The organism is Streptomyces sp. NPDC002104 (genome assembly GCF_053593795.1).
In genome coordinates, this window is record NZ_JBSFDF010000001.1 from 347,127 (window position 1) to 371,426 (window position 24,300).

The following is a 24,300-nucleotide window of genomic DNA, read 5'->3' on the forward strand; positions in this document are numbered from 1 at the left end:
CGTGACGGATGCGACTGCCGGCCCCGCCGGGCCCGCTGGCCCCGCCGGGCCCGCCGGCCCCGACCGGCTCGATCCCGCCGCCCGCCCCTACGCCGACGCGCTCGCCTCGCTCTTTCCCGATCTCGGCGGGCGCGTCACCGACGCCGGCGAGGCACGCCGGATCCTCGCCGCCGTGCCCGCGACGGCCCGGCCGGCCGTCGTGGGGGCCGTGGAGGACCGGGAGGTCCCCGGGCCGGCCGGAGCGCCGCCGGTCCCGGTACGCGTCTACTACCCGGACCCGGCCCTCTGGCCGGGGCCCCGCCCGACCGTGGTGTTCTGCCACGGCGGCGGCTGGGTCCTGGGCGACCTCGACCTCTACGACGCCACCGCGCGGGCGCTGTGCCGGGCCTCCGGCGCCGTCCTGGTCTCCGTGGACTACCGGCGGGCGCCCGAGGCCCGCTTCCCCGCCGCCGTGCACGACGCGTACGCCGCCCTGTGCTGGGCCGCCGCGCACCTCGACGAGCTCGGCGGGGACCCGGACGCCCTGGTCGTGGCCGGCGACAGCGCGGGCGGGAACCTCGCCGCCGCCTCCTGCCTGCTGGCGCGCGACCGCGGGGGACCGGCCGTCGCGCTCCAGGTGCTGATCTATCCGTCCCTGGACGCCGCCCGGGACACCGGGTCCTACCGGAGCAACGCAGAGGGGTATTTCCTGACCGCCGCGCACCTGCGCTGGTTCTGGGAGCAGTACCTCGGCCCCGGCGGCGACGGCCGCCATCCGCTGGCCTCACCGCTCGCCGCGGACCCGCGCGGGCTGCCGCCCGCGTACGTGGTGGTCGCCGGCTGCGATCCGCTGCGGGACGAGGGGGAGGCGTACCACCACCGGCTGCTCGGCGCCGGAGTCCGTTCGGCCCTTGACTCCCACCCGGGGATGTTCCACGGATTCCTCGCGCTGGCCGGCGTACTGCCCGAAGCCGGTCAGGCCTTGGCGCGACTGGGCGAAGTCATCGGCTCCACACATAAGAACGGGAAGACTTCCGGTGAAACTGGGGGTGACGCAGGATAATTTCCCGGATCTCCTCTTGAGCGGAAGAGCCTCACCCCCTTACGCTGTGCCGACGTGAGGTTCTCCTGTGGAGGAAGTGACATGACGGAAACTCTTGTGCCGGGTACCGGCGGTGCCGTGATAACCGCCGGTGTACGGGTGGTCGACCACCCGGCGTGGCCCGGGCTCAAGGCCGCCGTGGAGGAGATCCGGCCCTGGCAGTCGGCCGACGGCTCCATCGACTTCGAGGCCGAGGGCGAGCACGCCCGCGGCACCGTCCAGACCGCGGTCGAGCGCGTGATCGAGGGCGTCGAGGCGCTGTCGCCGCTGCTCCCGCACGCGGCCCCGTACCACCGTGCGCTCATCGGCGACCTGCGCAAGTGGGCCGACGGCGGCTTCGGCGTGCCGGACTTCCTCGACTCCCTGCTGGCCTTCGCCCCGGCCGCCGAGCGCGCCGACGGGCTCCAGCACCTCGTGGTCTTCCCGATGTACACGCAGAACGGCAACCCGGACCGCAACCTCGAGGCCGTCGTGCTGAAGATGGTGTGGCCCGAGTGGCTCTCCGAGCTGGAGCGCACCCGGTACGACAACCCTCTCTTCCTCGGCATCACCTTCGAGGACTTCACCCCGGGCTACGACACGCACTCCGCCGTGCTCTTCCCGGAGACCATCGCGGTGCGCGAGGCCCCCGAGCGCTTCACCTGGGGCGGCATCTTCTGCGACCGCGAGGCCGCCCGCTACCGCAAGGTCACCGAGGCCGCCGTGGACATCCTGGGCATCGAGCTGCCCGAGGACATCGCCCGGATGGTCGAGGACCAGGAGCGCTGCGAGAAGGCCTTCGTCCTGTGGGACATGGTCCACGACCGCACCCACAGCCACGGCGACCTGCCGTTCGACCCCTTCATGATCAAGCAGCGCCAGCCGTTCTGGATGTACGGCCTGGAGGAGCTGCGCTGCGACCTCACCGCCTTCAAGGAGGCCGTGAAACTGGAGTCCGAGGGCAACGAGCACGGCCGCGACGTGCAGTACGCCGTCCTCTTCGACCGGATGTTCCGCTTCCCGGTGTCCGGCGACCGCAACCGCAACTACGACGGCCTCGGCGGCCAGCTCCTCTTCGCGTACCTCCACAAGCACGACGTCGTGCGCTGGACGGACAACAAGCTGAAGATCGACTGGATGCGCGCCCCGCAGGTCACCAACCAGCTGTGCGCCGAGATCGAGGACCTCTACCGGGCCGGCATCGACCGCCCGAAGCTGGTCCACTGGTTCAAGGCGTACGACCTGGTCGCCGAGTACCTCGCCCCCCACCCGGGATCCAAGTGGGCCAAGGGCCCCGACGCCCTGGACCTGACGCAGCCGCCGCGCAAGCTCGTGGACGACGTGCTTCCGGACGAGTTTCCGCTGAGCATGTTCTATGAGGCCCTGGCCAAGAAGCTCAAGGGCGTGATCGCCTCGACCAAGGGCATCACGGCAGGGAACGCCGCGGACCGCGAGACCGCCGCGCGGGTCGCCGCGTGAGCGCTCGCCCACAGGAGGCTGCACAGATGAACGGCTCCGGTAACGGGAACGGAAAGCTCCACGGGGCGGTAGTGGCGGTCGCGGGGGCCGGCGGGCCCGCGGGCCGCGCCACCCTGATGCGCCTCGCCGAGGCGGGAGCCGTGGTCGTCGCCTCCGACGCCGACGCGGCCCGGCTCGCCGAGGCGGTGGACGCCGCGCGCTACGCCCACGGCGGCGCCACCATCACCGGTGACACCGTCGACCTGCTCGACCTGGACGCCACCAAGACCTGGGCCGAGCAGACCGAGAAGGAGTTCGGCCGGATCGACGGCCTGGTCCACCTCGTCGGCGGCTGGCGCGGCAGCAAGACCTTCACCGACGTCGACCTCGCGGACTGGGCCTTCCTGGAGAAGCTCCTCATCCGCACGGTCCAGCACACCTCCCTCGCCTTCCACGACGGGCTGCTGCGCAGCGACCGCGGACGCTACGTCCTGGTCAGCCAGTCCGGCGCGCACAAGCCGGTCGCCAACAACGCCGCGTACAACGCGGGCAAGGCGGCGGCCGAGGCCTGGACGCTCGCGATGGCGGACTCCTTCCGCAAGGCGGGCGGCGAGGACGGTCCGGGCGCCGCTGCTGCGATCCTGGTGATCAAGGCATTGGTGCACGACGCGATGCGCGCCGAGCGACCCACTGCGAAGTTCGCGGGCTTCACCGACGTCAAGGAGCTGGCCGAGGCCATCGCCGGCGTCTGGGAGCGGCCCGCCACCGATGTGAACGGACAGCGCCTGTGGCTCACCCCCCAACCGTGAAGACCGGTGCCGCGAAGGCCGGCGCCGTGAAGACCGCGATACGCAAGTCCGCCGCGCAGACCGACGCCCGCCGGCACCACGACCCGGCGGTGCGCGGTTTCGCGAGCGACAACTACGCCGGCATCCACCCGGAGATCCTCGCGGCCATCGCGCTCGCCAACGGCGGCCACCAGGTCTCCTACGGCGACGACCAGTACACCGAGAACCTCCAGCAGATCTTCCGCGGCCACTTCGGGGCGCACGCCGAGGCCTACCCGGTCTTCAACGGCACCGGCGCCAACGTGACCGCCCTCCAGGCGCTCACCGACCGCTGGGGCGCGGTGATCTGCGCGGAGTCGGCGCACATCAACGTCGACGAGGGCGGTGCGCCCGAGCGGATGGCCGGCCTCAAGCTGCTCACCGTCCCCACGCCGGACGGCAAGCTCACCCCCGAGCTCATCGACCGGCAGGCCTGGGGCTGGGAGGACGAGCACCGGGCGATGCCGCAGGTCGTCTCGATCACCCAGAACACCGAGCTCGGCACGGTGTACACGGTGGACGAGATCCGTGCCATCTGCGAGCACGCGCACGCCAAGGGCATGAAGGTCCACCTCGACGGCGCCCGGATAGCCAACGCCGCGGCCTCCCTCGACGTGCCGATGCGCAGCTTCACCAACGCGGTCGGCGTGGACGTGCTGTCCTACGGCGGCACCAAGAACGGGATGATGGCCGGAGAGGCCGTCGTCGTGCTGAACCCGGACTCCGTCCGGCAGATGAAGCACATCCGCAAGATGTCGATGCAGCTCGCCTCCAAGATGCGTTTCGTGTCGGTCCAGCTCGAAGCGCTCCTCGCGAAGGACCTGTGGCTGCGCAACGCCCGCCACGCCAACGCGATGGCGCAGCGGCTGGCGGCCGGGGTGCGCGAGACCGACGGCGTGGAGATCCTCTACCCGGTGCAGGCGAACGCCGTGTTCGCGCGGCTCCCGCACGAGGTCTCGCGTCGGCTGCAGGAGCGCTACCGCTTCTACTTCTGGGACGAGATCGCGGGCGACGTCCGGTGGATGTGCAGCTACGACACCCGGGAGGAGGACGTGGACGGCTTCCTCCAGGCCCTCAAGGAAGAGCTGGCGCGCTAGCGCCGCGATCCCCTCCCATAAATCTATAGGCATGCAGAGTGTTGCATGAGTATGCTCCTGGATCATGGAATTGATCCAGGAGCATACTGACCTTGCCGCCTATCTGGCCGCCGACGACGTGGTCGATCACGGCCATCCACTGGTCGAAGAGACCGCCGACGCCCTGTGGACCGCCACCGGCGATGCATATTCATACGCCAAAGCGGCCTTCGAGTTCGTCCGTGACACCATCCCGCACTCCGCCGACTCCGGCGACGACCGCGTCGCGTGGCGCGCCTCCGACGTCCTGGAGACGCGCAACGGGATCTGCTACGCCAAGGCCCACGCCCTGACCGCGCTGCTGCGCGCCCGGGGCATCCCGGCCGGCCTCTGCTACCAGCTGCTGGGCGACGACGACGGATCCCACCTCGCCCTCCACGGCCTCGTGGCACTGCGCCTGCCCGGCAGCGAGAACTGGTCCCGGGTGGACCCGCGGGGCAACAAGCCGGGCGTGGACGCCCAGTTCACCCTCGACCGCGAGCAACTCGCCTTCCCCGTACGCCCGGAACTCGGCGAGATCGACTACCCGGGTCTGTACGCGGCCGCGCACCCGGCCCCGCTCAAGGCGCTCCAGGAGGCCGCGGACCGGCCGCAGTTGTGGCGGAACCTGCCGACGGCGCTGTAGCCGCGGGGGAGGCGTCCCCGGCCGTCTCCCGTACGCGGCCGCGCGCCGTCACCACGGTGTGCACCAGGGCGGCGGCCAATTGCAGGGCGGCGATCGCGAGCACCAGGAACCCGGGCCGGACATCGGCGGCGAGCCCCACGAGGGCGGCGCCCGTCGAGGCGGCCGTCACCTTCAGCCCGGCGCCGAGGGTGAACACCTGGGTCCGCGTCCCGTCGGGCGCGTACTCCGAGCGGATCCGCAGGGTGGCCGTCAGCAGCGGCCCGTCGCACACCCCGGCCGCGGCGAACGCCACCGCCGTGAGCGGGACGGACGGGGTGAACGCGGCCACCGTCAGCGCCACCCCGGTCGCCGCCATCGCCCAGCGGGCGAGCCGGCCCGGGGCGACGGCCGTGATCCGGCCCAGCGTCAGGGAGCCGGTCAGGGCGCCCAGGGCGAAGGCGGTCATCAGCACCCCGCCGCCGCCCGGGCTGCCGAGCGAGGTGGCCAGGAGGACCGAGGTGACGGTGAGCGCCCCGAGACCCAGGAAGGCCAGGGTCGTGGCCGAGGTGATGGCCCGCAGCTGAGGGATCCGCCACAGGGCGGCCAGTCCGGCGCCCATCCCGACCCGGGGCGCGCCGGGGCCCGGCCCCTGGCTGCCGTGCGGGCCGCCGTACGGAAGGGTCGCCGCCAGTGCCGCCGCCAGCGCGCCGGACGCGGCCAGGAGTGCCATCGCGGGCCCGGCCGAACCGAAGGCCGCGACGAGGCTGACGGCCGCCGGGGCGGTCACGGCCGCGCCGTTGTAGGTCGACGCGTCCCAGCCGTACGCCCGGTCCCGCGCGGGCCCGGGCGGGATCAGCCCCGCCACCAGGCTCGACAGCCCGCCCGTCACCATCGGCCCGCAGGAACCGCCGAGCACCGCCACCGCGAGCACCACCGGCGTCGGGGCCCGCCCGAGCAGCAGCGCCAGCGCCGCCACGGCCGTGGTGAATCCCGCCAGGGCGCCCACGTGGAAGAGGCGGGGCCGGCGCGACCTGGCCGCGGCGGCGCCCGCGAGCGGAGCCGCGAGCACGTGCGGGGCCAGCCAGGCCGTCAGGACGAACGCGCCGTGGGCGGCGCTCCCGGTGCGCTGGAGAGCGAGCAGCACGACGGCCATGCCCATGCCCTCGGAGGCGAAGCGCGCCGCCAGCGCGGCGGCCAAGTACCGTCCGAGCCCCGGCATTCCGGCCCCTTTCGGCTGAGGGCGTGGCAGAGGCTGCGAGGCTACGCCATACGGGTGTAGGGCGAAAGGATCGCGGTTTTCCGTCAGTAGGGAGGCTTTCTGTCTGACACCGCTGTCCGGGCCCCACTGGACTTCGTACGGGCCCAGGACGGCCCTGCACATGGCGGAGACCTCGCGCATCCAAGGGCGCGACGCGCTGACCCGCGCGGAGAACCCGAACTCCCGCGCGGAGAACCCGAACTGACGCACCGCGCGGCGACATCGCGGCCTCACCCGTCCGGGTGGGGCCGCGATCCGTACGAAGGGCTCAGCCGGCTTCCTTGACCTGCGCCGGGGTGGGCGCGGTGCCGCCGAGGTGGGCCGGCAGCCACCAGGAGTCCTCGGTGCCCCTGGGCTTGGCCGGGTAGGCGGCCTGGGCGGCGTCCAGCAGTTCCTGCACCCGCTCGCGCAGCCGGCGGGTGATCGCGCCGGCGTACTGGTCGGTGGGAGCCTCCAGCGGTTCGCCCACGCGCATCGTCACCGGGATGTGGCTGCGCTTGAGGTCCTTGGGGCGGCCCTTGGTCCACATCCGCTGCGTACCCCACAGGGCCACCGGGATCAGCGGGACACCGGCCTCCTGGGCCATGCGCGCCGCACCGGACTTGAAGCTCTTCAGCGTGAAGGACTGCGAGATGGTCGCCTCCGGGAACACGCCGATGATCTCGCCGGAGCGCAGCGAGTCGAGCGCGTGCTGGTAGGCCGTCTCGCCCTGGGCGCGGTCCACGGGGATGTGCTTCATCGCGCGCATCAGCGGACCGGACACCTTGTGCCGGAACACCGATTCCTTCGCCATGAAGCGGACGAGCCGCTTCTGGGGGCGCGCGGTCAGTCCGGCGAAGATGAAGTCGAGGTAGCCGATGTGGTTCGACACCAGAACGGCGCCGCCCTTGCGCGGGATGTTCTCGGTGCCCTTCATGTCGATGCGGACGTCGAGCGCACGGAAGAGGGTGTGCGCGGCACCGATAACCGGGGGGTAGACGAGCTCAGCCATGGTGGGGAGACCCCGCTTTCTGCCTGGAGGTGCTCCCGGCCGGAAGTTACGGCAGCGTAGGTACGCGGCCATGGGGATGGTGCCCCATACGGGAGCCGCTGGCCAGCCCAGACGCCCGTGCCCGGCGAGATTCTCGTCACGCCGGGAATGCGGCGGGTCCGCGGGGCGCTCCGATCAGCGTACGACCGTACCGGGATGATGGACGAGCGCCCGTACGGGCCGGGTGAAGGCGGAGACGGGAGCGCGGGTGCGCGCAGGTGAGCAAGACGCGGGCGAGGACGCCGGTGCGCAGGCCGGTGCGGACGGCGGAGCGGAAGCCGGCGCGGGCGGCGGCGCGGGCCGGCTGGGCCTCGCCGAACTGGGCGCCGAGCCGGGGGAGCGGGCCACGCTCGTGCAGTTCTCCAGCGCCTTCTGCCAGCCCTGCCGGGCCACCCGGCGGATCCTGGACGAGGTGGCGGCCATGGTCGGGGGTGTCCGGCACATCGAGATCGACGCCGAGAAGAACCTGGACCTCGTACGGGCCCTGGGCATCGAGAAGACCCCGACCGTACTGGTCCTGGACGCGGCCGGCCGGATCGTGCGCCGGGCCGCCGGGATGCCGCGCAAGGCGGACGTGATCGCCGCCCTGGGCGCCGCCGTATGACGCGGGCACGCAACGCGCCGGTTCGCGTGCCGGGGGCGTCCGGTGAGCCGGTACGCGCGTCCGCACGCAGCGTGACGCGCCCTACATCTGCCCGTTGAGGCTTGACTGTGTACACGGGAGATCGCCAGGCTTGCGATATGCGGTATGAACTCCTGCTTTACGGACGGGGCACCTCCTGATGACGGCTCCGACGGCTCCGACGGCTCCGTCCCCACGGGCCGGCGCGGGCCTGCCCGGCTCGCCCGCGCTGTTGCGCTCGGTGTTCCGGCGGCACGCCGCGGGCGTCGCCGTGATCACCGCCGAGAACGGTGGCCGGCCGGCGGGTTTCACCGCGACCTCGCTCAACTCGGTCTCGGCCGACCCCCCGCTCCTGTCGTTCACGATCGGCACCGGGTCCTCCAGCTGGCCCGCGATACGGGACTCCGAGTACCTCGGTGTCCACATACTCGGCGAGCACCAGGAGGAGCTGGCGGGCCTGTTCGCCCGCAACGGGGCCGACCGCTTCGGACCCGCCACCGACTGGGCGTCCGGCCCGCACGGGGTTCCGGTCCTGGGCGGCGTCCTGGCCTGGCTGGTGTGCCGGATCGTGGCGCGCGTCCCGGCCGGCGAGCACCGGGTGATCATCGCGGAGGCGGTCGCCGGGGACCCGGCGGGCGACCCGGTGGGGGATCCCGCCGGAGAGGGCCGTCCGCTGCTGTACCACCAGGGGCGCTTCAACGCGCTGAGGGACTGAATCGTCCCTGCTGGGGCAGGTTCACCGGCGTTGGCCAGATCACAGTTCACCGGCCTTGCAACCTGGCGGCACCCGCTGTGTACTGACGAGTAACATTCCCGAACGGGGCGCGGGCCGCCCCGGCGGGAACGGCCCGAGATGGCGCCTATGCTGCCTGAACAAGGCGGTACCAGAAATGTCGATGCGGTAGGAGAGCCGGCGTGAGCCTGAGGATCGTTGTCTGTGTGAAGTACGTGCCCGACGCCACTGGCGACCGGCAGTTCACCGAAGACCTGACCGTCAACCGTGACGACGTCGACGGCCTGCTGTCGGAGCTCGACGAGTACGCCGTCGAGCAGGCGCTGCAGATCGCCGACGAGGCCGACGACGCGGAGATCACCGTCCTGACGGTGGGCCCCGAGGACGCGAAGGACGCGCTGCGCAAGGCGCTGTCGATGGGTGCCGACAAGGCCGTCCACGTCGAGGACGACGACCTGCACGGCAGCGACGTCATGGCCACCTCGCTGGTGCTCGCCAAGGCGATCGAGAAGGCCGGTTACGACCTGGTCATCACCGGCATGGCGTCGACCGACGGCACCATGGGTGTCCTCCCGGCGATCCTGGCCGAGCGCCTGGGCGTCCCGCAGGTCACCCTGCTCTCCGAGGTCAAGGTCGAGGACGGTGTCGTGACCGGCCGCCGCGACGGCGACACCGCGAGCGAGCAGCTGCAGGCCTCCCTCCCGGCGCTCGTCTCGGTGACGGACCAGTCGGGCGAGGCCCGCTACCCGTCCTTCAAGGGCATCATGGCCGCCAAGAAGAAGCCGGTGGAGTCCTGGGACCTGGAGGAGCTGGAGATCGAGTCCGACGAGGTCGGCCTCGAGGGCTCCTGGACCGCGGTCGACTCCGCGACCCAGCGTCCGGCCCGCACCGCCGGCACGATCGTCAAGGACGAGGGCGAGGGCGGCAAGTCGCTGGCCGAGTTCCTGGCCGGGCAGAAGTTCATCTAAGAGCTCCGGCCCCTCTCGACACCCCCTGACTACTTCGCATTCGCAGGAGCATCCCCATGGCTGAAGTCCTCGTCTACGTCGACCACGTCGACGGCGCCGTCCGCAAGCCCACCCTTGAACTGCTGACCCTGGCCCGCCGCATCGGCGAGCCCGTCGCCGTCGCCCTCGGCGCCGGTGCCGAGGCCACCGCCGCCGTGCTCGCCGAGCACGGCGCCGTCAAGGTCCTCACCGCCGACGCCCCGGAGTTCGCCGACTACCTCGTCGTTCCGAAGGTGGACGCGCTCCAGGCCGCGTACCAGGCCGTTTCCCCGGCCGCCGTGCTGCTCCCCTCCTCCGCGGAGAACAAGGAGATCGGCGCCCGCCTGGCCGTCCGCATCGGCTCCGGCATCATCACCGACGCCACCGACCTGGAGGCGGGTGACGAGGGTCCGGTCGCGACGCAGGCCGCGTTCGCCGCGTCCTTCAGCACCAAGTCCCGCGTCTCCAAGGGCACCCCGGTCATCACCGTGAAGCCGAACTCGGCCCCGGTCGAGGCCGCCCCGGCCGCCGGCACCGTCGAGGCGCTCGCCGTCACCTTCGGCGCCCTGGCCACCGGCACCAAGGTCACCTCGCGCACCCCGCGCGAGTCGACCGGCCGCCCCGAGCTGACCGAGGCCGCGATCGTGGTCTCCGGCGGCCGCGGCGTCAACGGCGCCGAGAACTTCCACATCATCGAGGCCCTCGCGGACTCCCTCGGTGCGGCCGTCGGCGCCTCGCGCGCCGCCGTGGACGCCGGCTGGTACCCGCACTCCAACCAGGTCGGCCAGACCGGCAAGTCGGTCTCCCCGCAGCTGTACATCGCCTCCGGCATCTCGGGCGCGATCCAGCACCGCGCCGGCATGCAGACGTCCAAGACGATCGTCGCGATCAACAAGGACGCCGAGGCCCCGATCTTCGACCTCGTCGACTACGGCGTGGTCGGCGACCTCTTCGCGGTCGTCCCCCAGCTGACCGACGAGATCAAGGCCCGCAAGGGCTAGAACGAGGGCTGAAATCCTGCTGCAGGCGCTGACCTGCGGGTAAGTGGTCTCCGGGGCCGTGTGGTGTTTCTCACCGCACGGCCCCGAGTCGTTTGTCCAGGACGGCGGAGGGACCATTGACTGAGCGGAACCCCGTGACTAAATTCTGTAATGCGGATCTAAGATTCCGTGAAGCGGAAAAGAGGAGAGTGCACGATGGGTCAGCAGGAGAAGGTGGCGACGAGCCTCGCAGGCGCGGTCAGCGAGGGCATCAGCGCTTCCCTCAAGCCGGTGGACGCGGAACTCGCGCGCCACTACCCGGGCGACCCCGGCACCCGCCAGCCCATCCACACGGTCTACGTGCCCGGTGACGTCTTCGACGCGGGCACCATCCGCTCCTGGGGCGACCAGGCCCTCGCGGCCCTGGACGAGCACGCCCCCGACGCCGCCACCTTCGCCAAGGTACTCGGCATCTCCGACGAGCTGGCCGTACCGGTCTACGACCGCGTCCGCGCCAAGCTCGCCTCCGAGCCCATCGAGGACCTGCGCGTCGACTTCGAGGACGGCTTCGGCGTCCGCTCCGACGAGGAGGAGGACCAGGCCGCGGCCCGCGCCGCCCGCCTCGTCGCCGAAGCCTTCTCCAACGGCACGAACGCCCCGTACATGGGCATCCGGATGAAGTGCATGGAGTCCAACGTCCGCGACCGCGGCATCCGGACCACCGACATCTTCCTCTCGGGCCTGCTCGCCCACGGCGGCCTGCCCGAGGGCCTCGTCCTGACCCTGCCCAAGGTCACGTACCCCGAGCAGGTCACGGCCTTCGTGCAGCTGCTGGAGGCCTTCGAGACCGCCCGCGGCCTGCGCCCGGGCCGGATCGGCTTCGAGATCCAGATCGAGACCAGCCAGTCCATCCTGGCCTCCGACGGCACCGCCGCGGTCGCCCGCATGATCGAGGCCTCCAAGGGCCGCGCCACCGGCCTGCACTACGGCACCTTCGACTACAGCGCCTGCGTCGGCGTCTCCGCCGCCTACCAGTCGAGCGACCACCCCGCCGCCGACCACGCCAAGGCGATCATGCAGGTCGCGGCCGCCGGCACCGGGGTACGCGTCTCCGACGGCTCGACCAACGTCCTGCCGATCGGCACCACCGAGCACGTCCACGAGGCCTGGAAGCTCCACTACGGCCTCACCCGCCGCGCCCTGGCCCGTGCCTACTACCAGGGCTGGGACATGCACCCGGCGCACCTCCCGACCCGCTACGCGGCCGTCTTCGTCTTCTACCGCGAGGGCCTGGAGACCGCCGCCGCGCGTCTGAAGGCGTACGTCGCCAAGATCGAGGGCGACGTCATGGACGAGCCCGCCACCGCGAAGGCCCTGGCCGGCTACCTGGTCCGCGGCCTGGACTGCGGCGCCGTCGGCGCCGACGAGGTCACCGCCCTGACCGGCCTGACCCGCGCGGAACTCGACGCCTTCGCCATCCCGCGCCGCTCGGCGACGCTGACGGCCACCGCCTGAGCCGTCCGGCAGTGACGACGTGGCCCGGCCGGGCGGACCCCGGCCGGGCCACCCCGCGTCCTGCCGTCAGATGGTGCGCCAGAGCCACGGCGGCGAGAGCGGCCACGAGCACGCACACACCCTGCCAGCCGGCCCGGCCGTAGACGCGCACACCGAGCCAGGACCCGGCGCTCCCGCCCAGGTAGGCGCAGGTCATGTAGGCGGTGTTGAGGCGGCTGCGCGCGTCGGCCCGTACGGCGAGCACCCGCGCCTGGTTCGCGATCATGCCGGACTGCATCGCGATGTCCAGCACCAGCGTGCCGACCGTCAGGGCGACCAGACCCGGCGCGCCGCCCCGGACTCCCGCCGCGAGGACCGCCGCCGCCACGAGGACCGCGAGCAGACAGACCAGGTTCACCGGATCGGGGCCCCACCGGTCCACCAGGCGCCCGGCGAGCGGAGTGCAGAACATGGTGGCCCCGCCGACCAGCGCGAGCAGCCCCACGGCCTGCGGCCCCAGACCGTACGCCGGACCAGTGAGGAGGAGCGCCGCGCAGGTCCAGACGGCCGAGAACCCACCGAAGACGGCTCCCTGGTAGAGGCAGGAGCGGCGCAGCCGCGACTCGCCGCGCAGCAGGCGCAGGGAGTCGGCGAGCAGCGCCCCGTACGGACGGCGGGCGGGCCGCGGCGTGCGCGGTACCGACCCGGCCAGGACGGCCGCGAGCAGCAGGAGGAGAACGGCGGCCACCAGATACGGGGCCCTCCATCCCAGCCATTCGCCGAGCGTCGCGCCGAAGGTACGGGCCAGCAGCATCCCGCCGATCGACCCGCTCAGCAGGGTGCCCAGCACCGCCCCGCGGCGGTCCGCGGCCACCAGCCCGGCCGCCAGCGGGACGATGATCTGCGCGGCCACCGTGGTGATCCCGGTGAACATTCCGGCGGCGACGAGGAACCCGAGGCCGGGGGCGCAGCCCGCGGCGAGCAGACCCAGCCCGGTGAGGACGAGCAGGGTGACCAGGAGCGGGCGGTGGGGGAACCGGTCGCCGAGCGGCACCAGCAGGAAGAGCCCGGCCGTGTACCCGATCTGGGTGGCGGTCACCACCAGGGACGCCGCATCGGGGGAGGTGCCCAGCCCGGCGGCGATCAACGGGCTGATCGCCTGCGGGAAGTAGAGGGTGCCCACCGCCACCGCACAGACCGATGCCAGGGTCAGCACCGTCCTGCGGCTCATCTCGGCCTGCCGGCCCGCCGTTCGTGTCATGGACGGAAGTCCACGGCACCCCGGGCGCGCCGCAAACCGATGTAGCGTATTGCTTAATGATCAGCTTCGAACTCGGTGTCGAGGACCTCGCCGACACCCGCTTCGCCCTCTCCCCGCTCGGCGAGACCGTGCTCAGCCTGCGCGTGCTGCGCGAGCCGGGCCTGTCGGCGGTGCACCTCCCGTGGCGCAGGAGCGTGCTCGGCCGGCTCGGCGCGCTCGACACGGCCCTGCTGATGTCCCTGGTCGCCCAACGCCGCACGCTGCCCGACTTCCTGACCCCGCGGCCCGCGAGGTTCGCCCCGGACTTCGAGGCGGAACTCGCCGCCGTCCGGGCCACCTCCCCCGGCCTGGTCCGCCGCGACCTGCTGGCCGCGCACGCCCCGGACCCGCTCCCCGGCCCGCTGAGCGCGGCGGATCGCGCCGACGACGCGGCGGTCGCGGTACTCCGCGACGCCATCTGCGACCTGCTCCGCGGCTACTGGGAGATCGCCGTCCGGCCGGCGTGGCCCCGCATGCGGCTCTTGCTGGAAGCCGACATGACCTACCGCGCACGGCAGTTGGCGGTGGGAGGCGCGCGCCGGCTGTTCGCCGACATGCACCCGAACCTGCGCTGGAACGACGGCGTCCTGCACATCGGCGCGATGATCAGCAGCCACCGCGTCGTGGCGTCCGGGCGGGGGCTGCTCCTCGTCCCGTCCGTCTTCGTCCACAAGCCGGCGCCCCCCGTCAGCCCCGAGGAACCGCCCACGCTCGCTTACCCGAGCCGGGGGGTGGCGACCCTGTGGACCCCGCCGCCCACCGCGGACGAACCCGCGCTCGTGGCGCTCATCGGCGCTCCCCGCGCCCGGCTCCTCGCCCTGCTCGACGAACCGCTGGCCACGGTGGAGATCGCCCGCCGCTTTCGGGTCACCCCGAGCGCCGTCTCCCAGCACCTGCGGGTGCTGCACGCCGCGGGCCTGCTGAGCAGGGCGCGCGACGGCCGGCAGGTCCTCTACCGGCGCAGCCCGCTCGGCGACCGGCTGGCCGGGGACGTCCGGGCGGGCGGGGACGTCAGGGCGGAGGGGGACGTCAGGGCGGAGGGGGCCGTCCGGGCGGAGGGGGACGTCAGGGCGGCCGGGGACCCGGAGCCGTGAGGGTCGGCGTCAGACGGCCGGCGGGAGCTCGCCCGAACCGCGGGGGATGAGGCGGGTGGGGAGTTCGATGCGGGCCGGGGGGAGGTCGGCGCCCGCCAGGCGCTGGAAGAGGCGGTCCGTGGCCACGCGGCCCAGGGCCGCGGCGTCCTGGGCGATGACCGTGATGCCGGGGTTCAGCAGGTCGGCGAGTTCGAAGTCGTCGAAGCCGACCAGGGCCACCGGGTGGGGGAGGGACACGAGGACGCGTACGGCCGTGACCGTCACGCGGTTGTTGCCGGCGAACAGGGCCGTGACCGGCTCCGGGCCGGACAGCATCGACCGGGCGGCGGCCGCGACCCGCTCCGGGGCCGTCGTGCCCAGGGAGATCCAGGAGTCCTCGACCGGCAGGCCCGCGTCCGCCATGGCCGCGCGGTAGCCGCGCAGCCGCTCGGTCGCCGTGTGGATGTGGGGCTGGTCGCCGATGAAGCCGATCCGGCGGTGGCCGCCCGCGATCAGGTGGCTGACGCCCTCGCGGGCACCGCCGAAGCTGTCGGACAGGACGACGTCCGCGTCGATCCTGCCCGCCGGACGGTCGACGAAGACCGTGGCCACCCCGGCCCGGATCTCCGGCTCCAGGTAGCGGTGGTCGTCCCCGGCCGCGATCACGATGAGGCCGTCCACCCGGCGGGCGCACAGCGCGAGCGCCAATTCCCGCTCGCGGTCCGGATCCTCGGCGCTGGAGCCGTTGATCAGCAGGGCGCCGTGCGCGCGGGCCACCTCTTCCACGGCCCGGTTGAGCGGCCCGTAGAAGGGGTCGGACAGGTCCTCCAGGACCAGGCCCACGGTCGCCGTGCGGCCCTTGCGGAGCACGCGCGCGCTGTCGTTGCGGCGGAAACCGAGCGCGTCGATGGCCTCCTGGACCCGCTGCTCGGTGTCCGGGGTGACCCCCGGCTCCCCGTTGACCACGCGCGACACCGTTTTGAGGCCCACGCCGGCCCGGGCCGCCACGTCCTTCATGGTCGGCCGGTTGCCGTAGCGGGGCTCGGGCGGGCGGCGGGTCTGCGGCACGGTGTCGGACCTCCGGAAGGGCGGGCGCTGTGGTGGTGCGGGCCCGGCGCTGCGGACAGGCCCTGACCTTGAGGATAAGCACTCGGCGGAGCGCCGGGGTTTCCGTGGCAGGGTGGTGCGGGCAAGCCACTGGGGGCATCGGGAGAGGGGTAGACGTGATTGTCTGGATCAACGGCACGTTCGGCGCCGGCAAGAGCAGCACAGCGCGCGAGCTGACCGGCCTCCTGCCGGAGAGCACCTTGTTCGACCCGGAGTTCATCGGTGACGCGCTGCGCGTGCTGCTGCCGCGCAAACGCCTCGCGGAGGTGACCGACTACCAGGACCTGCCGAGCTGGCGGCAGCTCGTCGTGGACACCGCGGCGGCGATGCTGGCGGAGCTGGGCGGGGTGCTGGTGGTCCCGATGACGCTGCTGCGCCAGGAGTACCGGGACGAGATCTTCGGCGGGCTCGCGGCCCGCAGGATCGCGGTGCGGCACGTGCTGCTCGCCCCGGAGGAAACGATCCTTCGCGAGCGGATCGCGACCCGGGAGGAGCCCGGTGAGGCCGCGGACGTGGACCTGCGGGTGCGGCAGTGGGCCTACGACCACATACCGGTCTACCAGCACGCGCTGGGCTGGCTCGCGGCCGACGCGCACGTCATCGACAACGGGGCCCTGACCGTACGGGAGACGGCCGAGCGGATCGCCGAGGCCGTACGCAGCGACGCGGCCCGGGTCTGCGACATCGTGCAGACCCCGCGGCCCACGCGCGAGACGGTCGCGGCCGGGGTCCTGCTCTTCGACGACGCGGACCGGGTGCTGCTGGTGGATCCGACGTACAAGCCGGGCTGGGAGTTCCCCGGCGGGGTCGTCGAGGCCGGGGAGGCCCCGGCGTGCGCGGGGGTACGGGAGGTCGAGGAGGAACTCGGGCTCGTACTGGAACGCCTGCCGGAGCTCCTCGTCGTGGACTGGGAGCCGCCCGGGCCCCCCGCGGGCTACGGCGGCCTGCGGCTGCTGTTCGACGGGGGCCGGCTGACGGCGGCGCAGGCCGGGCGGCTGCGGCTGCCCGGGCCGGAACTGCGGGCCTGGCGGTTCGTGACGGAGGAGGAAGCCGCGGACCTGCTGCCGCAGGTGCGCTACGAGCGGCTCCGGTGGGCCCTGCGGGCCCGCGAACGGGGGCGGGCGGCCTACCTGGAGGCGGGGCGGGCGGTTCCGTAGGCGGGCATTGAGGGGGCCGGGGATGTGGGCCCGGGGGCCGGAGCGCGTCGCCCCGGCCCCCGGCACCGGGATCAGGCCGTCGAGGCCGGCGAAGGGTCGGCCGCGCCGCCGGTCTCCGCCGCCGCTTCCGCCTCCTCCGCCTTCGCCGCCGCCGCCGCTTCGGCCTCCTCCGCCTTCGCCGCCGCCTCCGCCGCGGCGTGGAGGGTGGCGGCGGTGTCCGAGGTCAGGGGGTCGCCGTGGCCGAAGCAGGCCACCGAGGGGGCCAGTGCGGCGAGTCGGAGCATCGACTCGACGGCCCGGGTGCGGTCCACGTTGAAGACGCCGAGCATCACCTGGACCACACCGGCGACGCAGTCGCCCGTGAACAGCACCCCGTGCGCCGGGAGATGGACGCCGATGCTGCCCGGGGTGTGGCCCGGCGCGTGGACGACGACCGCGCCGTCGCCGAAGGGGAGCACCTCGCCGTTCTCCAGCTCCCGGTCCACCCGGGTCGGCGGGGCCTGCGGGACCGTCAGGCCGTGTGCGTACAGCGGGAGTTCCCAGTCCAGCAGCACCGGCTCCGGGACCGGTGCCTCGCCGCGGATCACCGGCGCGTCGAGCCCGTGCGCCAGTACCTCCGCGCCCCAGCGGGCGGCGAGTTCACCCGCCGCACCGACGTGGTCGCGGTGGCAGTGGGTCAGGACGATCCGCTCCAGCCGCTCCGGCAGCAGCCCGAGGGAACGTATCGCCCCTTCGATCGCGTCCGCCGAACCGGCGTGGCCCGCGTCGATCAGGGTCAGGGCCTCACCGTCGCGCCAGAGATAGGCCTGGCCGATGGGGAAACGGAGCATGTGGAGGCGGTCGGGGACGACTTCTACGAGATCGAGTTCCATCAGCCGAACGTACGGGGACGAACCACGCCTGCGGCGCAGGTTGCGCCGCCGGCGTGGTTCGCCCGTAGCTGAGTGATCGGGGAGCCTTCCGAGCCGCCGTCAGACGCGCTTGGACTCCGCGTAGTTGAGGAGGAACAGCGCCTCGGTGACCGACAGGCGCTCCAGTTCCTCCGGGGAGACGCTCTCGTTCACCGCGTGGATCTGCGCCTCCGGCTCGCTGAGGCCGATGAGCAGCATCTCCGCGTCCGGGTACAGCTCGGTCAGGGTGTTGCACAGGGGGATGGAGCCGCCCATGCCGCTGATCTGCATCTCCTGGCCCGGGTACGCCGCCTTCATGGCCTGCGCCATCGAGGCGTAGGCGGGGCTGTCCGTGTCCGCCTGGAACGGCTGCCCCTGGCCGACGAGTTCGATCTCCAGGTGGGCCTTCCACGGGGTGTGCGCCACCAGGTGCGCCTCCAGCAGCTTGATCGCCTCGGCCGTGTCCACGCCCGGCGGCACCCGCAGGCTCACCAGCGCGCCCGCGCTCGCGTGCACCGAGGGGGTGGCGCCGACCAGCGGCGGGGAGTCGATGGCGAGCACCGTGACGGCCGGCCGGGACCACAGGCGGTCCGCGATCGTGCCCTCGCCGATCAGCTCGACCCCGTCGAGCACCTTCGCGTCGGAGCGGAAGTCCGCCTCCGGGTACTGGAGCCCCTCCCATACCGCGTCCGAGGCCAGCCCGTCCACCGTGGTCGAACCGTCGGGCGCGCGCAGCGAGGCCAGGAGCTGGATCAGCGCGGCCATCGCGTCGGGGGCGGCCCCGCCGAACATGCCGGAGTGCAGGTTGCCGCCCAGGGTGTCGATCTTGACCTTGAGGAGGCACATGCCGCGCAGGGTCGCGGTGACCGTGGGCAGGCCCGTACGGAAGTTGCCCGCGTCTCCGATCACGACGGCGTCGGCGGCCAGCAGTTCGGGGTGCGCCGTCGCGTACTGCTGGAGGCCGCCGGTGCCCTGCTCCTCGGAGCCCTCGACGATCACCTTCACGTTCACCGGGACCCCGCCGTTGGCCTTCAGGGCGCGCAGCGCGAGCAGGTGCAGGATGAACCCGCCCTTGCAGTCGGCGGTGCCGCGGCCGTACCAGCGGCCGTTGCGCTCGGTCAGCTCGAAGGCGGGGGAGACCCAGGCCGCGTCGTCCAGCGGGGGCTGCACGTCGTAGTGCGCGTACAGCAGGACGGTCGGCGCGTCCGCCGGGCCGGGCAGGAACCCGTACACCGACTGGGTGCCGTCGGGGGTGTCGAGCAGTGCCACGTCCTGGAAGCCCTCGGCGCGCAGGGCGTCGGCCACCCAGTTCGCGGCCGCCTGGCTCTCGCTCTGCGGGAACTGGGCCCAGTCCGCCACCGACTGGAAGGCCACCAGCTCGGACAGCTCCTGCTTGGCGCGGGGCATCAGCGAGGCGACGGTCTCGGCGATCGACTGAGACGGCATGGGCACGCTCCTCTTGGGTGCGACGTTGGTGTACGTGTACGTGTACGTGTACGGGTTACGTGTACGCGTCCCGCATGCGCGGGATGTGCGTATGCGGGCTACGGCAAAGGACTCTTCCGATCCTCGCACAACGGGGCAGTCGATCTCGCGCCGTAGGATTTCACCGGCATCGGAGCAACGGCATGAACCGCAGGATCAGGAGCAGCAGCACATCGTGAGCAGCGACGAGAGCGACAGCGGCGACGTACGCGACGCGGCGGCAGGACAGACCGCTCAGGAGGCGGACGCGCAGACGGCCGGGGAGACCGGCGAGGTGTGGGACGTGGTCGTGGTCGGGGCCGGGCCGGCCGGATCCTCGGCCGCGCACGCGGCGGCCGCGGCGGGGCGGCGCGTTCTGCTGTTGGAGAAAGCGGAACTGCCCCGGTACAAGACCTGCGGCGGAGGCATCATCGGCCCCTCGCGCGATGCGCTCCCGCCGGGTTTCGTGCTGCCCTTCAAGGATCGCGTCCACGCGGTCACCTTCTCGCTGGACGGGAAGTTCGCCCGGACCCGGCGCTCGAAGCAGATGTTGTTCGGGCTGATCAACCGGCCCGAGTTCGACGCGGCGCTGGTCGCCGAGGCGGAGAAGGCGGGCGCCACGGTCCGTACGGGTACGGCGGTCGTGCGGGTGGAACAGCACGGGGCGTCCGTGCCGGACCGGCGGACCGTCGCGGTGGTCCTCGGTGACGGCGAGACGGTGCTGGCGCGGGCCGTGGTCGGCGCGGACGGCAGCGCGAGCCGGATCGGCGCGCACGTCGGCGTCGAGATGGACCAGGTCGACCTCGGCCTGGAAGCGGAGATCCCCGTCCCGGAGACGGTCGCCGCGGACTGGAAGGGCCGGGTCCTCATCGACTGGGGTCCGCTGCCCGGCAGCTACGGCTGGGTCTTCCCCAAGGGCGACACCCTCACCGTCGGGGTCATCTCGGCGAAGGGCGAGGGGGCCGCGACCAAGCGGTACCTGGACGACTTCATCGCCCGGCTGGGCCTGTCGGGCTTCGAACCGGCGGTCTCCTCCGGGCACTTGACCCGCTGCCGGAAGCCCGGATCGCCGCTTTCGCGCGGTCGGGTCCTGGTCGCGGGCGACGCGGCGGGGCTGCTGGAGCCGTGGACCCGGGAGGGCATCTCCTTCGCGCTGCGCTCGGGGCGGCTCGCCGGGGAGTGGGCCGTGAAGATCTCCGAGGCCCAGGACGCGGTGGACGCGCGCCGCCAGGCCCTCAACTACGCCTTCGCGGTGAAGGCGGGGCTGGGCGTGGAGATGGGCGTCGGCAAGCGGATGCTGGAACTCTTCGAGGCCAAGCCGGGCCTGCTGCACGCGGCGATCACCGGCTTCCGGCCGGCCTGGATGGCCTTCGCGCGGATCGCGCGGGGGTCGCTGACGCTGGCGGAGATGGTGCGTACGTACCCGCTGGCGCGCAAGGCCCTGCACGTGCTGGACGCACGACAGGCACGGAGCCGGGGCGGGGCCGGGACCGAGGCCGGGACCGGGGCCGCTTCCGGTACGGGGCCGGCCGCCGGGGCGGGGGAGCAGGAGCAGGACGGAGCCAAGGGCGGGGCCAAGGGCTGAGCTCAGCGGCGGGCCCGGGGCACGTCCCCCGGACTGGAGCCGCCGCTCCCGGTGGGGAGCGGGCGCGGGCACCGAGGTGCGAAGTGTGGCGGTCTTGCCGGGCGTACCGGCGAGGCCGCCGCCGCGTTTTCGGGGCTGGGGCTGGGGCTGGGGCTGGGGCTGGGGCTGGGGCGAGGGGCGAGGGGCGAGGGGCGAGGGGCGGGTGGGCTGGGCGCGCGGGTCGGTCGGAGCCGGGTGGGGTGGGGGCGTGGAACGGTGCCGTGAGGGGTGCCGTGGGCGGGTGGGTCAGGGGGTGAGGGTGATGCGGAAGACCGGGTGGTCGGGGGCGGCCGCTCGGAGTTCGGGCTCGGAGGATGTGGCCGTGACTCCGTCGAAGAAGCGGTTGACCTCCCAGCCCCACTTCTTCAGGTAGCCGCGCAGCACCACGGCCTGCTCGGCCGGGTCGGTGAGCTCGGTGACGGTGAAGGTCTGCACGGTGCGGCCCAGGCGCAGCTCGCCGCCGCCGGCGGCGCGCATGTTGCGGACCCACTGGGAGTGGCCGCGGGCGGAGACCAGGTAGCGGGTGCCGTCCTGGAGGTACGGGTTCACGGGGATCCGCTGCATCCGGCCCGAGGTGCGGCCGCGCACCGAAAGCTCCGCCGTGCCGGCCAGGCTCATGCCCCAGCGGGCGAGCTTGCCGACGAGGGCGTTGAAGCGGGTGCCGAGCGAGCCGGCCTCGACGTAGTACGGCTTGGGCGCGTTCATGAGGGCCTCCGAGGCGGTTGGGAGAGCACTGCTCTCGCTTGAGAGCAGTGTGCCTGGATCGGCGCTCCGAAACAAGAGCAGTGCTCTCGAAATGAATCGCTGCTCTCGTTGGTGGGCGGTGCTCTGGCCGCGTGGCACACTGAGGCCCATGAGCACCGTGCGAGGGGCGAGGGAACGAGCCCGCATCGAAGTCACCGCCGCCATCAAGGACGAGGCGCGCCGCGCACTCGCGGCGGAGGGCGCCGCCAAACTCTCGCTGCGCGCCGTCGCCCGCGAGCTGGGCATGGTCTCCTCCGCCCTCTACCGCTACTTCCCCAGCCGCGACGAGCTGCTCACCGCCCTCATCGTCGACGCCTACAACAGCGTCGGCTCCGCCGCCGAAGCCGCCGACACCCGCGCGCTCGCCGCCGGCGACGCCCCCCGCGCCCGCTGGGCCGCCGTCTGCGCGTCCGTCCGCGGCTGGGCGCTGGAGCACCCGCACGAGTACGCCCTCATCTACGGCTCGCCCGTCCCCGGCTACACCGCCCCGCTCGACACCGTCGGCCCCGCCTCCCGCGTGGGCAACACCCTCATCGGCATCGTCCGCGCCGCCTACGAGGGCCGCGGCATCGCCCTCCCGCCGCTCCCCGCCGAGCTGCGCCCCGAAGCCGCCCGCATGGCCGCGGACTTCGCCGAAGGGCTGCCCCCCGAGGCCGCCGCGGCCCTGGTCGCCGCCTGGGCGCAGCTCGTCGGACTGATCTCCTTCGAGCTGTTCGGCCAGTTCAACCGGGTCGTCGAGGACCGGGACGCCTTCTTCGCGCACGCCGCCGGGCAGTTGGCGCACGGGGTCGGGCTGCCCGCCGTATAGGGGCGCCGTACAGGGCCCAACAGGGTTGCGGAGGGCCGGTACGGGGTTGCGGAGGGCCGCGAAGGGCCGTACCCGGCGGGGTACCAGGCCCGGGGCGGGGCGCGGGGCGGGGAAAGTTCGCTTGTCTGTTCCTCGTACTGAAGCCGGGGAATCGGCCCAACCGCGCCCCGCGGCCCGTCTAGTGTTCCTCGGGCCGGGGTCCTGTCCCGGTCGCCGTCCCCGGCGCCCGGCCCTTCGCCCCGGCGCCGCCTCCGCCGTCGCCCCGAGGAGCAGTCATGACCCGCGCCGCGAAGGCCTTGTACGCCGTCCTGGCCACCCTCTTACTCGCCGCGCCGGCGCCGGCCGTCACCGCGTCGGCGAGCTCGGAACCCGGCCGCGCCCCAGCCCGCGACCGTACCCCGGCCCTGGCCCCGGCTCCGGCCCCCGAGGTGAGACCGACGCCCCGGGCGCCCGGCGTACGGGGCCTGGAAACAGCCGTCCCGGCCTACGTCTGGGCCAACGACCCGATGCTCGCCGATCTCACCGCCACCAGCCCGGCCGCCTCGGTGGTGGTCCTCAACCCGGGCAACGGCGACTCCCCGTTCGACGCCCCCTGGCGGGCCCGCGCCGACGTCCTGCGCACCGGCACCACCGCCACCGGCGAGAAGACCAAGGTGCTCGGCTACGTCCACACCGACCACGGCAACCGCGACACCGCCGCCGTGAAGGCCTCCGTGGACAACTACCTGAAGACGTCCGACGGCCGCCTCCACGTGGACGGCATCTTCTTCGACGTGGTCAGCCGCGACTGCGGCCCGGCCAACGCCACCCGTGACCACTACGCGGAGCTGCGCCGCTACGTGCAGGACACCATGGAGGCCGTCGCCCCCGGCGCGCCGGACCTGGTCGTCAACAACCCCGGGACGGCCATCGCCGACTGCTTCCTGGAGCCCGGCCGCCGCACCGCCGACGTCTTCGTCACCTTCGAGGACTCCTACGCCGCCTACACGGGCGCCGGCTGGCTCGGCGGCAACGTCTTCAACGCCCTCACCGGCTACCGCTCCGGCGCCGAACTCGACCCGAGCGGCACCGCGTTCTGGCACCTCGTGCACGATGTCCCGGATGCCCCCGCGATGCGCGCGACGCTCCGTACGGCCTTCGAGCGCGGCGCGGGCTACGCGTACGCCACCAGCGCGCAGATGCCCAACCCCTGGGACGCCCAGCCCGCTTGGAAGTACCGCGCCCAGACCTCGTACGCCTCAACCCTCGGCTGAGCCGGACTCCGCCCGCCCGACGGCGGTGACCTCGACGGTGCGGCCGTCGGGATCCACGAGCAGATGGCGCCCCGGGGCCATCCGCGGGCGCACGGCGCGGGTGTCCACGGCCAGCCCCAGCCGCAGGGCGCCGGTGAGACGGTCCTCGCGGGCGGGACAGAGCTCCAGGACCATGCCGTCCGGGAGGACGGCGGCGTAGTGCTCCGGTCCGCGGCCGTGCCGCTCCGCGGTGAAGGCCAGGCCCAGGTCCGCGTAGAACCGGCGGCATTCCTCCAACCGCGGCGTGTACAGCACCAGGAGCGAGACCCGAAGCCGGGCTGCTCCTACGGCGCCGTCCTGGCGCGGTTCGTCCGCCCGGGGACCGGCCACTTCGCCCTGGGCCTCTCGCTCACTACCGCGCACGTCCACCCCGGTCCGCTCCGTCGTTCTGCGGGCGCCGGGCGAAGCGCCACAGGACATGGGTGATCCGGAGCAGGAACACCGTCGCCGCCAGGACACCGCCCACCGTCGCCAGGATCCGCCCGGTGGCCGGGGACAGGTCGAAGGCGAGGACGGGGCCGTACAGCGCCGCGAAGACGACTCCGGCCGCGAAACAACCGGTGACGAAGGCGTACCCGATCTCGATGGTGACCGCGTCCCGGTCGGCCTGACTGCGTCGGTCCATGCGCGCAAGTCTCTCCGCGCGGGCCGCA

General features: G+C 73.1%; 24 protein-coding genes. 15 read left to right on the plus strand and 9 right to left on the minus strand.

The annotated features are described in order from the left end of the window. Position 1: 1 nt before the first annotated feature. The 5 genes from ACWCP2_RS01525 (at position 2) to ACWCP2_RS01545 (ending at position 5,106) form a co-directional block, all read left to right on the plus strand. Positions 2 to 1,042, plus strand: a complete 1,041-nt coding sequence (locus ACWCP2_RS01525; protein ID WP_450906544.1) for an alpha/beta hydrolase — start codon at positions 2 to 4, stop codon at positions 1,040 to 1,042. A gap of 81 nt (positions 1,043 to 1,123) precedes the next feature. Further along, positions 1,124 to 2,539, plus strand: coding sequence for a DUF6421 family protein (locus ACWCP2_RS01530; RefSeq protein WP_450906545.1), 1,416 nt, complete (start codon positions 1,124 to 1,126; stop codon positions 2,537 to 2,539). Between the two features lie 26 nt (positions 2,540 to 2,565). After that, on the plus strand, positions 2,566 to 3,327 hold the full coding sequence (locus ACWCP2_RS01535; protein WP_450906546.1) for an SDR family NAD(P)-dependent oxidoreductase: 762 nt from the start codon (positions 2,566 to 2,568) through the stop codon (positions 3,325 to 3,327). A 38-nt stretch (positions 3,328 to 3,365) separates the two neighbouring features. Next, entirely contained in the window at positions 3,366 to 4,442 is a 1,077-nt protein-coding gene (locus tag ACWCP2_RS01540) for a threonine aldolase family protein (protein WP_450906690.1), read from the plus strand. A 64-nt stretch (positions 4,443 to 4,506) separates the two neighbouring features. After that, positions 4,507 to 5,106, plus strand: a complete 600-nt coding sequence (locus tag ACWCP2_RS01545; protein WP_450906547.1) for a transglutaminase-like domain-containing protein — start codon at positions 4,507 to 4,509, stop codon at positions 5,104 to 5,106. Here ACWCP2_RS01545 and ACWCP2_RS01550 read toward each other — a convergent pair. Together ACWCP2_RS01550 and ACWCP2_RS01555 are read right to left on the minus strand one after the other, a co-directional pair. Beyond that, complete coding sequence (locus ACWCP2_RS01550; protein ID WP_450906548.1) at positions 5,042 to 6,304, minus strand: MFS transporter; 1,263 nt, start codon at positions 6,302 to 6,304, stop codon at positions 5,042 to 5,044. The two genes, ACWCP2_RS01545 and ACWCP2_RS01550, sit on opposite strands and share 65 nt — an antisense overlap. A 307-nt stretch (positions 6,305 to 6,611) precedes the next feature. Further along, positions 6,612 to 7,334 (minus strand): lysophospholipid acyltransferase family protein, encoded by a 723-nt coding sequence (locus ACWCP2_RS01555; RefSeq protein WP_450906549.1) that lies wholly within the window; start codon positions 7,332 to 7,334, stop codon positions 6,612 to 6,614. A 343-nt stretch (positions 7,335 to 7,677) separates the two neighbouring features. Here ACWCP2_RS01555 and ACWCP2_RS01560 point away from each other — a divergent pair, with 343 nt between their 5' ends. The 5 genes from ACWCP2_RS01560 (at position 7,678) to ACWCP2_RS01580 (ending at position 12,209) form a co-directional block, all read left to right on the plus strand. Continuing rightward, positions 7,678 to 7,977 (plus strand): TlpA family protein disulfide reductase, encoded by a 300-nt coding sequence (locus ACWCP2_RS01560; RefSeq protein ID WP_450906691.1) that lies wholly within the window; start codon positions 7,678 to 7,680, stop codon positions 7,975 to 7,977. Positions 7,978 to 8,155: 178 nt separating this feature from the next. After that, a complete protein-coding gene (locus ACWCP2_RS01565) occupies positions 8,156 to 8,710 on the plus strand; it encodes a flavin reductase family protein (RefSeq protein WP_450906550.1) in 555 nt (184 codons plus the stop codon). A 200-nt stretch (positions 8,711 to 8,910) separates the two neighbouring features. Beyond that, on the plus strand, positions 8,911 to 9,696 hold the full coding sequence (locus ACWCP2_RS01570; protein WP_450906551.1) for an electron transfer flavoprotein subunit beta/FixA family protein: 786 nt from the start codon (positions 8,911 to 8,913) through the stop codon (positions 9,694 to 9,696). Between the two features lie 56 nt (positions 9,697 to 9,752). After that, positions 9,753 to 10,715 carry an electron transfer flavoprotein subunit alpha/FixB family protein gene (locus ACWCP2_RS01575; RefSeq protein ID WP_450906552.1) on the plus strand — a complete coding sequence of 321 codons (963 nt, stop codon included), beginning with the start codon at positions 9,753 to 9,755 and terminating at the stop codon, positions 10,713 to 10,715. A 195-nt stretch (positions 10,716 to 10,910) separates the two neighbouring features. Then, positions 10,911 to 12,209: a DUF6986 family protein gene (locus ACWCP2_RS01580; protein ID WP_351373541.1), complete on the plus strand. Its 1,299-nt coding sequence runs from the start codon at positions 10,911 to 10,913 to the stop codon at positions 12,207 to 12,209. Here the strand turns inward: ACWCP2_RS01580 and ACWCP2_RS01585 are convergent. Then, complete coding sequence (locus ACWCP2_RS01585; RefSeq protein WP_450906692.1) at positions 12,124 to 13,419, minus strand: MFS transporter; 1,296 nt, start codon at positions 13,417 to 13,419, stop codon at positions 12,124 to 12,126. The genes ACWCP2_RS01580 and ACWCP2_RS01585 overlap by 86 nt on opposite strands. A gap of 86 nt (positions 13,420 to 13,505) precedes the next feature. On the opposite strand from ACWCP2_RS01585, the gene ACWCP2_RS01590 reads away from it, so the two are divergent. Then, positions 13,506 to 14,582 carry an ArsR/SmtB family transcription factor gene (locus tag ACWCP2_RS01590; protein ID WP_450906553.1) on the plus strand — a complete coding sequence of 359 codons (1,077 nt, stop codon included), beginning with the start codon at positions 13,506 to 13,508 and terminating at the stop codon, positions 14,580 to 14,582. Positions 14,583 to 14,591: 9 nt separating this feature from the next. Here ACWCP2_RS01590 and ACWCP2_RS01595 read toward each other — a convergent pair whose 3' ends face one another. Further along, entirely contained in the window at positions 14,592 to 15,578 is a 987-nt protein-coding gene (locus ACWCP2_RS01595) for a LacI family DNA-binding transcriptional regulator (protein WP_450906693.1), read from the minus strand. Positions 15,579 to 15,784: 206 nt separating this feature from the next. On the opposite strand from ACWCP2_RS01595, the gene ACWCP2_RS01600 reads away from it, so the two are divergent. Continuing rightward, positions 15,785 to 16,825, plus strand: a complete 1,041-nt coding sequence (locus tag ACWCP2_RS01600) for an NUDIX domain-containing protein (protein ID WP_450906554.1) — start codon at positions 15,785 to 15,787, stop codon at positions 16,823 to 16,825. 71 nt (positions 16,826 to 16,896) lie between these two features. Here the strand turns inward: ACWCP2_RS01600 and ACWCP2_RS01605 are convergent, their stop codons facing one another. Together ACWCP2_RS01605 and ACWCP2_RS01610 are read right to left on the minus strand one after the other, a co-directional pair. After that, positions 16,897 to 17,697: an MBL fold metallo-hydrolase gene (locus ACWCP2_RS01605; protein WP_450906555.1), complete on the minus strand. Its 801-nt coding sequence runs from the start codon at positions 17,695 to 17,697 to the stop codon at positions 16,897 to 16,899. A 99-nt stretch (positions 17,698 to 17,796) separates the two neighbouring features. Beyond that, complete coding sequence (locus tag ACWCP2_RS01610) at positions 17,797 to 19,161, minus strand: M20/M25/M40 family metallo-hydrolase (RefSeq protein ID WP_450906556.1); 1,365 nt, start codon at positions 19,159 to 19,161, stop codon at positions 17,797 to 17,799. A gap of 214 nt (positions 19,162 to 19,375) precedes the next feature. Between ACWCP2_RS01610 and ACWCP2_RS01615 the strand changes: the two genes are divergently transcribed. Further along, positions 19,376 to 20,764 carry a geranylgeranyl reductase family protein gene (locus ACWCP2_RS01615; RefSeq protein WP_450906557.1) on the plus strand — a complete coding sequence of 463 codons (1,389 nt, stop codon included), beginning with the start codon at positions 19,376 to 19,378 and terminating at the stop codon, positions 20,762 to 20,764. Between the two features lie 285 nt (positions 20,765 to 21,049). Here ACWCP2_RS01615 and ACWCP2_RS01620 read toward each other — a convergent pair whose 3' ends face one another. Then, positions 21,050 to 21,508: a nitroreductase/quinone reductase family protein gene (locus tag ACWCP2_RS01620; RefSeq protein WP_450906558.1), complete on the minus strand. Its 459-nt coding sequence runs from the start codon at positions 21,506 to 21,508 to the stop codon at positions 21,050 to 21,052. Between the two features lie 148 nt (positions 21,509 to 21,656). Here ACWCP2_RS01620 and ACWCP2_RS01625 point away from each other — a divergent pair, with 148 nt between their 5' ends. Both ACWCP2_RS01625 and ACWCP2_RS01630 read left to right on the plus strand, forming a co-directional pair. Then, positions 21,657 to 22,355, plus strand: a complete 699-nt coding sequence (locus tag ACWCP2_RS01625) for a TetR/AcrR family transcriptional regulator (RefSeq protein WP_450906559.1) — start codon at positions 21,657 to 21,659, stop codon at positions 22,353 to 22,355. A 275-nt stretch (positions 22,356 to 22,630) separates the two neighbouring features. Then, on the plus strand, positions 22,631 to 23,608 hold the full coding sequence (locus ACWCP2_RS01630) for a spherulation-specific family 4 protein (RefSeq protein WP_450906560.1): 978 nt from the start codon (positions 22,631 to 22,633) through the stop codon (positions 23,606 to 23,608). On the opposite strand, the gene ACWCP2_RS01635 is transcribed toward ACWCP2_RS01630, so the two are convergent. Continuing rightward, complete coding sequence (locus tag ACWCP2_RS01635) at positions 23,594 to 24,010, minus strand: glyoxalase/bleomycin resistance/dioxygenase family protein (RefSeq protein ID WP_450906561.1); 417 nt, start codon at positions 24,008 to 24,010, stop codon at positions 23,594 to 23,596. The genes ACWCP2_RS01630 and ACWCP2_RS01635 overlap by 15 nt on opposite strands. Then, a complete protein-coding gene (locus ACWCP2_RS01640; RefSeq protein WP_450906562.1) occupies positions 24,000 to 24,272 on the minus strand; it encodes a DUF6332 family protein in 273 nt (90 codons plus the stop codon). The genes ACWCP2_RS01635 and ACWCP2_RS01640 overlap by 11 nt, the downstream gene beginning before the upstream one ends. Between the last annotated feature and the right edge of the window lie 28 nt (positions 24,273 to 24,300).

Excerpts from the sequence above, each read along its gene's own strand:
- ACWCP2_RS01545 (WP_450906547.1), top strand. The coding sequence starts at position 4,507 with ATGGAATTGATCCAGGAGCATACTGACCTTGCCGCCTATCTGGCCGCC.
- ACWCP2_RS01605 (WP_450906555.1), bottom strand. The coding sequence starts at position 17,697 with ATGGAACTCGATCTCGTAGAAGTCGTCCCCGACCGCCTCCACATGCTC.
- ACWCP2_RS01585 (WP_450906692.1), bottom strand. The coding sequence starts at position 13,419 with ATGAGCCGCAGGACGGTGCTGACCCTGGCATCGGTCTGTGCGGTGGCG.
- ACWCP2_RS01565 (WP_450906550.1), top strand. The coding sequence starts at position 8,156 with ATGACGGCTCCGACGGCTCCGACGGCTCCGTCCCCACGGGCCGGCGCG.
- ACWCP2_RS01530 (WP_450906545.1), top strand. The coding sequence starts at position 1,124 with ATGACGGAAACTCTTGTGCCGGGTACCGGCGGTGCCGTGATAACCGCC.
- ACWCP2_RS01640 (WP_450906562.1), bottom strand. The coding sequence starts at position 24,272 with ATGGACCGACGCAGTCAGGCCGACCGGGACGCGGTCACCATCGAGATC.
- ACWCP2_RS01625 (WP_450906559.1), top strand. The coding sequence starts at position 21,657 with ATGAGCACCGTGCGAGGGGCGAGGGAACGAGCCCGCATCGAAGTCACC.
- ACWCP2_RS01610 (WP_450906556.1), bottom strand. The coding sequence starts at position 19,161 with ATGCCGTCTCAGTCGATCGCCGAGACCGTCGCCTCGCTGATGCCCCGC.
- ACWCP2_RS01575 (WP_450906552.1), top strand. The coding sequence starts at position 9,753 with ATGGCTGAAGTCCTCGTCTACGTCGACCACGTCGACGGCGCCGTCCGC.
- ACWCP2_RS01590 (WP_450906553.1), top strand. The coding sequence starts at position 13,506 with ATGATCAGCTTCGAACTCGGTGTCGAGGACCTCGCCGACACCCGCTTC.
- ACWCP2_RS01595 (WP_450906693.1), bottom strand. The coding sequence starts at position 15,578 with ATGAAGGACGTGGCGGCCCGGGCCGGCGTGGGCCTCAAAACGGTGTCG.
- ACWCP2_RS01620 (WP_450906558.1), bottom strand. The coding sequence starts at position 21,508 with ATGAACGCGCCCAAGCCGTACTACGTCGAGGCCGGCTCGCTCGGCACC.
- ACWCP2_RS01555 (WP_450906549.1), bottom strand. The coding sequence starts at position 7,334 with ATGGCTGAGCTCGTCTACCCCCCGGTTATCGGTGCCGCGCACACCCTC.
- ACWCP2_RS01535 (WP_450906546.1), top strand. The coding sequence starts at position 2,566 with ATGAACGGCTCCGGTAACGGGAACGGAAAGCTCCACGGGGCGGTAGTG.
- ACWCP2_RS01550 (WP_450906548.1), bottom strand. The coding sequence starts at position 6,304 with ATGCCGGGGCTCGGACGGTACTTGGCCGCCGCGCTGGCGGCGCGCTTC.
- ACWCP2_RS01580 (WP_351373541.1), top strand. The coding sequence starts at position 10,911 with ATGGGTCAGCAGGAGAAGGTGGCGACGAGCCTCGCAGGCGCGGTCAGC.
- ACWCP2_RS01630 (WP_450906560.1), top strand. The coding sequence starts at position 22,631 with ATGACCCGCGCCGCGAAGGCCTTGTACGCCGTCCTGGCCACCCTCTTA.